At 63.3% G+C, this 11,290-nt stretch carries 8 protein-coding genes; 5 read left to right on the forward strand and 3 right to left on the reverse strand.

The window, feature by feature from the left end:
- Positions 1 to 1,248, reverse strand: a complete 1,248-nt coding sequence (locus ACW9JE_RS23995; RefSeq protein WP_224540105.1) for a YbfB/YjiJ family MFS transporter — start codon at positions 1,246 to 1,248, stop codon at positions 1 to 3.
- A gap of 114 nt (positions 1,249 to 1,362) precedes the next feature.
- Between ACW9JE_RS23995 and ACW9JE_RS24000 the strand changes: the two genes are divergently transcribed.
- On the forward strand, positions 1,363 to 2,235 hold the full coding sequence (locus tag ACW9JE_RS24000) for a LysR family transcriptional regulator (protein WP_457434154.1): 873 nt from the start codon (positions 1,363 to 1,365) through the stop codon (positions 2,233 to 2,235).
- A 173-nt stretch (positions 2,236 to 2,408) separates the two neighbouring features.
- Here ACW9JE_RS24000 and ACW9JE_RS24005 read toward each other — a convergent pair whose 3' ends face one another.
- Positions 2,409 to 3,131 carry a pirin family protein gene (locus tag ACW9JE_RS24005; RefSeq protein ID WP_224540111.1) on the reverse strand — a complete coding sequence of 241 codons (723 nt, stop codon included), beginning with the start codon at positions 3,129 to 3,131 and terminating at the stop codon, positions 2,409 to 2,411.
- A 312-nt stretch (positions 3,132 to 3,443) separates the two neighbouring features.
- Between ACW9JE_RS24005 and ACW9JE_RS24010 the strand changes: the two genes are divergently transcribed.
- Both ACW9JE_RS24010 and ACW9JE_RS24015 read left to right on the forward strand, forming a co-directional pair.
- Positions 3,444 to 4,394, forward strand: a complete 951-nt coding sequence (locus ACW9JE_RS24010) for a GlxA family transcriptional regulator (protein ID WP_224540112.1) — start codon at positions 3,444 to 3,446, stop codon at positions 4,392 to 4,394.
- Positions 4,395 to 4,556: 162 nt separating this feature from the next.
- Entirely contained in the window at positions 4,557 to 6,029 is a 1,473-nt protein-coding gene (locus ACW9JE_RS24015) for an ATP-binding protein (RefSeq protein ID WP_457434155.1), read from the forward strand.
- Here ACW9JE_RS24015 and ACW9JE_RS24020 read toward each other — a convergent pair.
- Positions 5,994 to 8,798 (reverse strand): ATP-binding protein, encoded by a 2,805-nt coding sequence (locus tag ACW9JE_RS24020; RefSeq protein WP_457434156.1) that lies wholly within the window; start codon positions 8,796 to 8,798, stop codon positions 5,994 to 5,996. The genes ACW9JE_RS24015 and ACW9JE_RS24020 overlap by 36 nt on opposite strands.
- A 282-nt stretch (positions 8,799 to 9,080) precedes the next feature.
- Here ACW9JE_RS24020 and ACW9JE_RS24025 point away from each other — a divergent pair, with 282 nt between their 5' ends.
- Together ACW9JE_RS24025 and ACW9JE_RS24030 are read left to right on the forward strand one after the other, a co-directional pair.
- Complete coding sequence (locus ACW9JE_RS24025; RefSeq protein ID WP_457434157.1) at positions 9,081 to 9,680, forward strand: flavodoxin family protein; 600 nt, start codon at positions 9,081 to 9,083, stop codon at positions 9,678 to 9,680.
- A 108-nt stretch (positions 9,681 to 9,788) separates the two neighbouring features.
- Positions 9,789 to 11,231 (forward strand): catalase, encoded by a 1,443-nt coding sequence (locus tag ACW9JE_RS24030; protein WP_457434158.1) that lies wholly within the window; start codon positions 9,789 to 9,791, stop codon positions 11,229 to 11,231.
- The last annotated feature ends 59 nt before the right edge of the window (positions 11,232 to 11,290 follow it).

The following is an 11,290-nucleotide window of genomic DNA, read 5'->3' on the forward strand; positions in this document are numbered from 1 at the left end:
TCAGCCACCATCTACGGAGACTGGCACTCCGCTTTCGCGAGCAAGCCCGCTCCCACATTTGATTTGTGTCGTTCTTGCGAATCGCGCCACACCCTCCAGCACCAGCGCCAGCACAATCGCCGCCGCCGCAATCGCGAACATCAGCGCGTGCTGCCCGCCACTGGCATTGAACAGTGCCGAATAGGCGAACCCGCTCAGGGCCTGGAACGTGGCGAAGGACACGGTGGCGCGGCTCCAGGCGATCTGTTGCTGGTGATGCTCGGGAATCAGTTCATGCACGCGGGCCAGCGCCAGCGGCACGATGCCTGGCGGAAAGGAGCCGATGATCACCGCCAGCAATGCCAGTGCTGCAAACGTGCTGGAAACCGACAGCAGGCCGACCGCGATAGCTTGCACCACCAGCACCACACGAATGCTCAATCGGCCGCCCAAGCGATCGGCCAGAAAACCGTAGCTCACCGGTCCCACGATCGCGCCAAGACCGTACATCACCCAGACCATCGCGCCGACCTGTTGCCCGGCACCGAGGCCGCGGGCCACGTAATCCACCAGGAACACCATCGCCGGCACCAGCCCGGCCGCCATCAGCGCGTATTGGGCGAACAGCAGATACACGCCCGGATTCATCGGTTTCGGTTGGGTCGTGACTGATGCAGCAATTGGATGGGACGCGGAGGAGGGCCAGCCAAACCAGCTGACAGCCGTCAGCACCAGCGCCAGCGCGCCCAGACCCAGCCAGGTTTGCTGCAAGCCCAGGCTCAGCAACGGCGGCACGAGGGTTCCGGAGCCTGCGATGCCCAAGCCGATGCCGAGAAAGATCGCGCCACTGGCCAGGCCCCGGCGCGCGGCCGGCACATGGGGCAGCACTGTCGCCGCCACCAGCACCATGATCGCGCCGCCGGCGATCCCGGACAGCAGGCGCCAGCCGAAGAACCAGCTCACCGACAGCGGGAAGGCACAGGCGAAAAACGCCAGGGTCACCGCCAGCATCATCATGCGCAGGGCGGTTTTGTTCGACGTGCGGCGAGCGAGGGGATGACCGATCAGTGCGCCGATCAGGTAACCCACCAGGTTGGCGGCACCGAGGTACACCACATCGCTGGCGGAAAACCAGTGGGCCTGGATCAGCGAAGGAATCAGCGGCGTGTAGGCAAATCGCGCCAGGCCGATACTGACCAGGCTGGCGGAGAGGCCGGCGAGGATCGGCAGCCAGATCGCATGGCGGGGTTGGTCGGAAGTGCTGGCCATGAAGGGTATCCCTGTCAGGTTTCAATGGCGCCCAGCATATCGGGAATCGACGATGCATTAATGCTGCGATTACACTTTGTACTGATGCACAAATGCATCGCCTTGGAGGAAAGCATGAACTGGGATGATGCTCGGGTGTTTCTCGCGGTCTGTCGCGAATCGACGTTGCGCGGCGCCGCGCGGGTGCTGGGGGTAGATCAGGCCACCGTCGGGCGGCGGATCACTGCGCTGGAAAAGTCCCTGAGCGCAACGCTGTTTCTGCGCACCTCCGAAGGTTACGCGCTAACGGCCGTGGGCGAAGCGGCGATGCGCGCCGTGGAGAAAATGGAGCATTCGGCACTGGAGCTGGAGCGGCGGATTCAGGGCCTTGATGATCGTCTGACCGGCACCGTGCGTGTCACCACCACTGATTCCCTGGCCATCGATTTCCTGATCCCGGCCGTTGCCCGTCTGCATCAAAAACATCCCGACGTGCGGGTGCAACTGGACGCCTCGACGCAGATCTTGAGCCTGGCCAAGCGCGAGGCCGATATTGCCGTGCGCAACACCCGGCCGGATAACCCGGATCTGATCGCCCGGCGCATCGCCCGTTGGCCGTTGGGGTTGTTCGCTTCGCAAGCTTATGTGGATGCTCACGGGGTTCCGGAGCCGGGAACGGCCTTTGAAGGGCATGATCTGGTGGCGTATCAGCCGTATTTGCAGAGCGGCAGGGACATGACCCTGGTCGGTGAGCCAATGGGCCGTGGGCGGATTGTTTCGAGCCTGAGTTCCAGCCTGCTGGTGCGTCGCTCCATTGCGGCGGGGATCGGGATCGGGGAGATTCCGGTGTCTGTGGGGGAGAGGGCCGGATTGGTCAGGCTGTGGCCGGAACGGACGCGGCCGTTGCCTTATGACGTATGGCTGGTGACCCATGCCGATTTGCGGCACACCGCGCGGGTGCGGGCGGTGATTGAGGAGATTGTCGAGGCTTTTGCCGAGCCCGTTTAGTGATGTGACAGAGCCCCCCCTGTGGGAGCGGGCTTGCCCGCGATGGCGGTGGGTCTGTCGAATTCAATGCTGGATGTGCCGGCCTCTTCGCGGGCAAGCCCGCTCCCACAAGGGTCTCTGTCGTACACAGAATCTGTGTCTGCAGGAGAACATTGTGAGAGCGAGCCAATCCGTCATGGCATTTCCGGCAATTCCTGCGGCCGCAGATCGAACACCAGCACTTCCGCATCCACACCGTTGCTCAAGGTCAGCAGCTGCTCCTCACGAACCCGCACGCCGTCGCCTTCCTTCAGGCTCAGGCCGTTGAGTTCGACGCTGCCCCGCGCCACGTGTACATAGGCGTAGCGATTGGCAGCCAATTCCAGAGTGGCGCTTTCCTGACCGTCGATGAGGCCCGCGTAGACCCGTGCATCCTGGCGCACCTTCAGCGAACCGTTGGCGCCGTCGGGGGAGATGATCAGTTGCAGGCGACCGCGTTTTTTCTGCGGGCTGAAGTGCTCCTGCTGATAGCGCGGTTTGGCGCCGCTGACCTCGGGCACGATCCAGATCTGCAGGAAGTGCACCGGGCGTTTGTCCGAGTGGTTGAACTCACTGTGGGCCACGCCGCTGCCGGCACTCATCAACTGCACATCGCCGGGGCGGATTACGGAACCGGTGCCCAGGGTGTCCTTGTGTTCCAGGGCGCCATCGAGCACGTAGGAAAAGATTTCCATGTCGCGGTGCGGGTGCTGGCCGAAACCTTTGCCCGCGGCCACTCGGTCATCGTTGATCACCAGCAGATCGGAAAAACCCTGTTCTTTCGGATTGCGGTAATTGGCGAAGGAGAAGGTGTGGAACGACTTCAACCAGCCATGATTGGCCATGCCGCGATCAGAAGCTTTGCGTAGGGTCAGCATGATGAATTCTCCTGTGGGGACGTTGATTCGTCCGAGTGAGGAGAAGGTTAATGGTTACTGGTTGGTGCAATAAGTAGATGGAAATTGAAATACTGTCTCGTTCAGGTTGACAGTAAAGAGAAGGCGACGCTCAATCCACGGTGCGCCATAATGCGAGGCATTACACGGACCCTGTAGGAGCGAGCATGCTCGCGATGGTCGTCAACGATGACGCTGGCTTGCTGAATGCCCGCGTCGTCCGGGCATTCATCGCGAGCAAGCTCGCTCCTACAGGGGCAGAGTCAGCCTTTCGAGACAAGTGATATCCAACCCATGAAAACCGTGGCCATGGTGCTGTTCCCCGATTTCCTCCTGCTCGACATGGCCGGGCCCATGGAGGTGTTTTCCATTGCCAATCGGTACCTCAAGCCCGACGACCACTACGTGCTGACCACCCTGGGCACCGAGCCCGGTCCGCTGCGCGCATCCAATGGCGTCAACGTGCACGCCGATCTGCACATCGATCAGGCCTGCGACGGCTACGACCTGCTGCTGGTCCCCGGCGGTCCCGGTGCCTACAACGAACGGCATCCGCCGCTGCTCGACTGGCTCAGGCACAACGCCAGCCGCTCCAAAGCCTACGGCTCGATCTGCACCGGCGCCTTTGTCCTGGGCCACGCCGGGCTGATCGACGGCTACCGCGTGACGACCCACTGGCACTACATCGAGCGCCTGATCAAGGCGTTCCCGAACACCACCGTCGAGACCGACCTGATTTATGTGCAGGACCGCAACCTGATCACTTCCGGCGGAGTGACCGCCGGTATCGACCTGGCGCTGTCGGTGGTCGCCGAAGACCACGGCAAGAAAGTCGCCCAGGACGTGGCCAAGGTGTTGCTGGTGGTCATGAAGCGCCAGGGTGGCCAGGCGCAGTTCAGCCCGTTGATGGCCACCGTGGCGCCCCAGGAAACCGCGATCACACGGGTGCAGAACCATGTGCTGGAGCACCTGGACGAAAGCTTCAGCATCGAACGCATGGCGGGGCTTGCGAACATGAGTGCCCGGCATTTCGCCAGGGTCTTTGCCCGTGAAGTAGGCATGACGCCCATGGAGTTTCTGCAAAGCGCCCGCATCGACTGCGCGCGAGCTCTGCTGGAAACCAGCGATCTGCCGCTCAAGACCGTGGCCTTCAAAAGCGGCTTCGGTAGCGTGCGCCACATGCGCTTTCTGTTCGGCGAAAAGCTCGGCCTGACGCCGACCCAGTACCGCGAACAGTTCAATTAATGCCGGGGTGTCCGTTGCGCGCATCGCAATGGCCGTGACACTCCCCCCTTGGCGGTTGTACCGTCATCAGAGCCTGCCAATATAACCCTGAACTCATTACAAGGAAGGTACGGAGCCTGGATGGACTCGCGTGCCGGGCCGGCTCCTGGTGGATGACGTCAGATGAATAGCCTTGGAAATGCCCACAGCGACACGGTACTGCGCTTCGGCCCCTACGCCTTCCACATGCAGCAGCGACTGGTGCTGGACGGCGACGAGCCGATGCGCCTGGGCGGACGCGCCCTGGATATCCTCCAGGTGCTGGTCGAACACGCCGGCTCCGTGATCAGCAAAGAGCAGATCATCGCCCAGGTGTGGCCGCGCTCGGTGGTCGAGGAAATCAACCTGCGGGTGCACATCGCGGCGCTGCGTCGGGCCTTTCGCGACGGGCAGGACGGTCACTGCTACATCGTCAACATTCCCCAGCGCGGTTACAGCTTCGTTGCACCGGTGCAACAAGCCGCGCAAATCACCCCGATCCCCCTCGAACACCTGCATAAACCCCAGCACAACCTGCCGGCGCGACTGACCTCGATCATCGGCCGTGATGCGGTGGTGGGCAGTCTGATGCGATTGCTGCCGACGCGACGGCTGATGACCCTGGTCGGCCCCTGTGGCATCGGCAAGACCACGGTCGCACTGCGGGTCGGCGAGTTGCTGTTGCAGCATTTTCACGACGGCGTGTGGCGGGTGGATCTGGCGTTGATCGATGACCCGCAGCAATTGGTCGATCACATCGCACAAACGCTGGATCTCACCCTTGAGGCGCTCGAACAACGGCACGCGCTGTTGATCCTCGATAACGGCGAACACCTGCTGGAACGCTGCCGGTCGCTGGTCGAAACGCTGCTGGCCTCGGCGCCGCGCCTGTCGATTCTGGTGACCAGCCGCGAGCCGTTGCTTGCCGACGGCGAAACCCTTTTGCCATTGCCGCCGTTGGTGGTGCCGCCGGCCTCGGCGTTGCGCAGTGTCGAGGAAGTCATGGGCTACTCGGCGGTGCATCTGTTCGTCTGCCGCGCCCGCGCGCGTCAGCAGGGGTTTGTCCTGCGCGAGCAGGACTTGCGGGTGGTACGCGACATTTGCCGGCGTCTCGATGGACTGCCTCTGGCCATCGAACTGGCGGCCGCGCAGATCGACGCGCTGGCGTTGGTGGGCGTACAGGCGCAGCTGGATAACTGCTTTCAACTGCTGACCCAGGGCCGGCGCACGGCGGTCCCTCGGCATCAGACCCTCATGGCTGCACTGGACTGGAGCTACGAGCGTCTGAGCCCGGTTGAGCAGACCGTGTTGCAGCGCCTGGCGGTGTTCAAATCCGCGTTCACCCTGGACGCGGCGTTGGGCGTGGTCAGCTGCGACACCCTGGTGCCCGCCAGTCTGACCAAGGTGCTGGACAGCCTGGCCCTCAAATCGCTGTTGTCGCTTGAGCAGATTCAAGGCGTGAACCGCTACCGTTTCCTCAACACCACCCGTCGTTATGCTCTGGAAAAACTCGAGCACAGTGGCGACCTGCGCCGCTTCCAGATTCGCTACGCCGGCTTCATCGGGCAGGGGCTGCGGCCGTCAGAGCCGCAGGTGATTCTGCAACTGGCCGAGTAAGCCGCCCACGGCGAGCAGGTCGGGGGTGTGATGGCCTTCGGTGAAGCGCCGGTAGATCGGCGCCAGCAGGTCATGGGCCTGACGGTAACGCCGCTGGCGCTGCCACAGCCGCGCCAGCGACGTGGCACTGCGCAACTCCCACGCCAATGCACCTTGAGACCGGGCCACGTTGAGCGCCTTGAGCAGTACGGTTTCGGCGGTGCAATCCTTGATCGGGCAGTCGTCGGCCAGTAGAGAGTCGGCCCTGGCTCGCAGAATCTCCGCGGTGCTCCAGCCCGCCGCGCCGCTGTCGGCGCGCTTGAGCAGTTGCTCGTCGACGAAGCCGCCGTCCAGCGTGACCATGATTTCCTTGATCAAGCCGACGCCCGGACCTGGCGCGACCTGCCCGACGTCAGCATCGATGACCTGCGCATAGTGCTGCGCCCAGGTGTAGAACAGCATCACCGAATGTTTTTGCGCCTGTTCCAGCAGCATACGCAGCAGGTCGCGGGCGGTCTGTGTGTCGCCGTTGTAATGGGCGATCAGGCAGCCCGCAAGCGCCAGGGTGTAGCAGATTGACGTGCCATGATTGATTTGCAGGGCGATGTCCAGCGCCTGCCGGGCCGTGCGCCAGGCCCGTTCCGGCTGACCTTGCAGCCAGAGAATCCGCGCCAGGATGGTCAGGGACGCCACGCTCTGGTCGTACTGCACGCCGAAGCCGTGGGTGAAGCGGTTGAGATGGCCGCTGTGGGCCATGCGCTGGATGACTTCTTCGGCATTGAGCCGCGCCCGTGACTGGTCGCCGGCAAAATGCAGCGCCAGCACCCGCAGGCGATGGGTACTGAGCGACAGCAGCGGATCGCCATGCAGGCCCAGGCGATCGAACTGCTGGGTCTGCTCCAGCGCCATCTGGTACTGGCCGCAGCTGAGGTTGACCGCCATGTGCCCGGAGACGGCGCGCAATTCTCCGACCACGTCATCGCATTGTCTGGCGAGGGTGCGGGCGGTGACGAAGGCGCCGATGGTTTCCGCGGTGCCACCCTGGACGTGATAGCAGGCGCTGCCCAGGGCCAGCTTCAGGGCCATTTGCAAGCGCGGGCAAGGTTCGGGCGCGGCCTCCAGCAAGGCGAGCGCCTTGCGCACATGACCGCCGTGTTCCTTGAGCAGCGACAACTCCTGCCAGAGCGGCGTGGACGCCGCGGTCAGGCGGATCGCCAGCGCCTGCGGGCCCTGGGCATTCAGGCCCCAGTCGAGCGCCGCGCGAATGTCTTCCAGGCCCCGGGCATAGCGTTCGATCCAAAGACTGGTCGGCGTGCGTTCCCATTCCTTTTGCGCCTGTTGCATCAGCGCCAGGCAGCGCTCGGTATGGCGCTCGCGGGTGGCGGGCAGTTCGGCGGCCTGTTCGAGTTTTTCCAGGGCGTAGCGGCGGGTGGTGTCGAGCAACCGGTAGAACACCTCCTCGTCGCCGACGTCCACGCTCAGCAGGGACTTGGCCACCAGTTGCGTGATCGAGCCAAATACCTCGCGAGGTTCGATGTGTTCGCCGACGATCACTGCCGCCGCCGAGGCCAGGGTGAAGCCGCCACGGAAGATGCCCAGTCGGCGCAGGCAAGTCTGTTCGCAGGGGCTGAGCAGCTGGAAGCTCCAGTCCAGTGTGGCGCGCAGGGTCTGGTGACGGCCGGGAGTGGTCTGGCTGCAGTGGGGAAGCAGGCGGAAGCTGTCGTGCAGTTGCCCCAGCAAACCATCGAGACCCAGGCTGGCGACTTGCGCGGCGGCCAGTTCCAGAGCCAGTGGAATGCCGTCGAGGCGTCGGCAGATGTCGATCACCAGAGGCAACTGGGCATCGCTGAATTCGAAGCTGTCATGGCTGGCCATGGCCCGTTCGATGAACAGCTGCAACGCGGAAAAACTCAGGGCCTGGGCACGGTCCAGGACGGCGATGGGTGGCGGGCAGTCGAGGGATTCCAGGCGCTGCACGAATTCGCCTTCGGCCCGCAGGCTCTCGCGGCTGGTGGCCAGGATGTGCACTTGCGGTGCGCCACGCAGCAGGCTTTCGCAGAGCAGGGCCACGTCGTCGAGCAGGTGCTCGCAGTTATCGATGACCAGCAGCATCTGCCGCTCGCGCAGGAACAGAGCGAGGCTGGTCAGCGGTTCGGCGTCGTGCAGGGACAGTTCCAGCAGCGCGGCCAGATGGCCGGTGATCATCAGCGGGTCGGTGATCGGTGCCAGGTCCAGCAGGCGGATGCCGTCACGGTAGCGGCCGATCAGTTGTTCGGCGGCGCTCAGGGCAACGGTGGTCTTGCCGATGCCGCCGGGGCCGATCAGCGTAATGAAGCGCTGGCGCGGCAGTTGCTCCACCAGGCTGTCGACCAGCGCCTGGCGACCGATCAGACGGGTGCTGCGCAGGGGCAGGTTGTGCCTGCGGGATGCAAGCGGCTCGCCTGACGGGCGCGGCTGGGCTTGATCGAGAAAGAACGGGGCGACGAAGCTGTAGCCACGCTGGGCCACGGTAACGATGTAGCGCTGGCCGGCCTGACCGTCGCCGAGGGCCTTGCGCAGCGCTGCCATGTGCACCCGCAGGTTGATCTCTTCGACAACTGTGTCAGGCCAGACTTCGGCCATCAGTTGCTGCTTGCTGACCACGTTCCCGGCGTGTTCCAGCAGGATCAACAGGATGTCCATTGCTCGCCGCCCCAGGCGCAGGGGCTGGTCGGCCTCCATCACCAGGCGTTGCGCGGGGTAGATCCTGTAGGGGCCGAAATGCACGGCCTGTTCGAGGGAAAGGGTCAACGGGTCGCTCCTGTTACAGCCGTCTGTTACGCGGCTTTCAGGCATGTTCTCAGGTTTTTGCGGCAGTGCAATGCGTGGCGGGCATGACTGCGCGGTGTTCACTTCGACTGGCGGTTGTCCGGGAGTGGTGAAGGCTCCGTATTCATTGGGTGTCGCCTGGGTTACGCGGATGTCGAGGCTCTGGGCGGCCCAGGAAAATTAACAACGTTTAACTCGTCGTACTTTCGTTCCGGTTCAACACTGGCCCGGTATTGGGATTTCATTCATCGGAAGGACGCCGTAATGATCAACGTGGTGGTGGTCTATCACAGTGGCTACGGGCATACCCGGGTCATGGCCGAGGCGGTGGCCCAGGGGGTGGAACGGCACCCGGGCAGCCAGTGCCGGCTTGTCTCTGTCGACGATGTGAGCGACCACTGGGACCTCCTGCACCGTGCCGATGCGATCATCTTCGGCGCACCGACCTACATGGGCAGCGCCTCGGCGGCGTTCAAGGGTTTCATGGAAGCTACTGCGGCCTTCTATCTGGCGCAACCCTGGCGCGACAAGCTGGCTGCCGGGTTCACCAATTCCGGCTGTTTGTGCGGCGACAAACTCAACACCTTGCTGCAGTTGGCAGTGTTCGCGGCCCAGCACTCGATGATCTGGGTCGGCCTGGATCTATTGCCTGCGCGATCGGGCATCGGGGTGTTCGATGGGCAACTCAATCGCCTCGGCAGCTCGCTGGGCGCGATGGCTCAGTCCAATGTCGAGCAGTCCCCCGAGCAGGCGCCGCCAGCGGAAGATCGTTGCACTGCCGCGCATTTGGGGGAGAGGGTGGCACGGCTTGCCGCCCGGATGCGTCGTGGGGCGATTGATTCGGATCAAGGGAGCGGTCGTTGAGGCGGCAAGATTGCCGAAAGGTTCTACGCTCAGTGTCTGGCCCGACGCGGGCGAAGATTCGCGCCGGTTTTCGCTCCTGATGAGCGGCAGTCAATTGAGAGTCCATTCATGAAAAAGCTGACCAACGCCACCGGCGCCCCGGTAGCCGACAACCTCAATATCCAGACCGCCGGCCCCCGTGGTCCTGCGCTGTTGCAAGATGTCTGGCTGCTGGAAAAACTCGCCCACTTCGACCGTGAACTGATTCCCGAACGACGCATGCACGCCAAGGGGTCGGGAGCCTATGGCACCTTCACCGTGACCAATGACATTACTCGTTACACAAAAGCCGACATCTTCAGCTCGGTGGGCAAGGAGACGCCGCTGTTCGTGCGCTTCTCGTCCGTGGCCGGTGAGCGGGGCGCCGCCGATGCCGAGCGTGACATCCGTGGCTTCGCGGTGAAGTTCTACACCGACGAAGGCAACTGGGACATCGTCGGCAACAACACCCCGGTGTTCTTCTTCCGCGACCCGCTGCGTTTTTCCGACCTCAACCATGTAGTCAAGCGCGATCCGCGCACCGGTTTGCGCAACGCCACCAGCAACTGGGATTTCTGGACCCTGCTGCCCGAGGCGCTGCACCAGGTCACGATTGTCATGAGTGATCGCGGCATTCCCACCAGCTTCCGCCACATGCACGGCTTTGGCAGCCACACCTTCAGCCTGATCAATCGTGACAATGAGCGGGTCTGGGTCAAGTTCCATTTCGTCTGTCAGCAGGGCATCGAGAACCTGTCGGATGCCGAGGCGGCCGAGGTGGTCGGCAAGGACCGCGAAAGCAATCTGCGGGATCTGTACGAGACCATCGAGCAAGGCAGTTTCCCGCGCTGGAAACTGTGCATCCAGGTGATGACTCAGGAGCAGGCCAACAACCATCGGCACAACCCGTTCGATCTGACCAAGGTCTGGCCCCATGGCGAGTATCCACTGATCGAGGTCGGGATCATGGAGCTCAATCGCAACGCCGAAAACCACTTCGCCGAAATCGAACAGGCAGCGTTCTCGCCGGCCAACGTGGTGCCCGGCGTCAGCTTCTCGCCGGACCGCATGCTTCAGGCGCGGCTGTTCTCCTATGGCGATGCCCAGCGTTATCGGCTGGGGGTGAATTTCAATCACATTCCGGTCAACGCCCCGCGCTGCCCGCATCACAGTTACCACCGCGACGGCGCCATGCGTACTGATGGCAACCTGGGTGGCACCGCCAGTTATTTCCCCAACAGCGTCGGCGAATGGGAAGACTCCAAGGAGTTGTCCGAGCCGCCACTGCCGCTGGAAGGTTTCGCGCAGAACTATGACCATCGCCTGGAAGAGGATCACTTCGAACAACCGGGCAATCTGTTCCGCCTGCTCGATCCCGAGCGTCAGCGCCTGCTGTTCGAAAACACCGCACGGGCCATGAACGGCGTGCCGCACCTGATTCGCCAGCGGCATATCGACAACTGCACCAAGGCCGATCCCGCCTACGGTCGCGGGGTGGCCGAAGCGCTGGAACGGCTGGTGCCGCTAGGCTGAGCGCATGACCTGTAGGAGCGAGGCTTGCCCGCGAAGACGGAGGTGAAATCACCATCGCA

The sequence above is a fragment of the Pseudomonas sp. SDO55104_S430 genome, from assembly GCF_054070595.1.

What these genes read in the sequence shown, in the direction of transcription:
- ACW9JE_RS23995 (WP_224540105.1), bottom strand. Translation starts at nt 1,248, where the DNA reads ATGGCCAGCACTTCCGACCAACCCCGCCATGCGATCTGGCTGCCGATC.
- ACW9JE_RS24000 (WP_457434154.1), top strand. Translation starts at nt 1,363, where the DNA reads ATGAACTGGGATGATGCTCGGGTGTTTCTCGCGGTCTGTCGCGAATCG.
- ACW9JE_RS24005 (WP_224540111.1), bottom strand. Translation starts at nt 3,131, where the DNA reads ATGCTGACCCTACGCAAAGCTTCTGATCGCGGCATGGCCAATCATGGC.
- ACW9JE_RS24010 (WP_224540112.1), top strand. Translation starts at nt 3,444, where the DNA reads ATGAAAACCGTGGCCATGGTGCTGTTCCCCGATTTCCTCCTGCTCGAC.
- ACW9JE_RS24015 (WP_457434155.1), top strand. Translation starts at nt 4,557, where the DNA reads ATGAATAGCCTTGGAAATGCCCACAGCGACACGGTACTGCGCTTCGGC.
- ACW9JE_RS24025 (WP_457434157.1), top strand. Translation starts at nt 9,081, where the DNA reads ATGATCAACGTGGTGGTGGTCTATCACAGTGGCTACGGGCATACCCGG.
- ACW9JE_RS24030 (WP_457434158.1), top strand. Translation starts at nt 9,789, where the DNA reads ATGAAAAAGCTGACCAACGCCACCGGCGCCCCGGTAGCCGACAACCTC.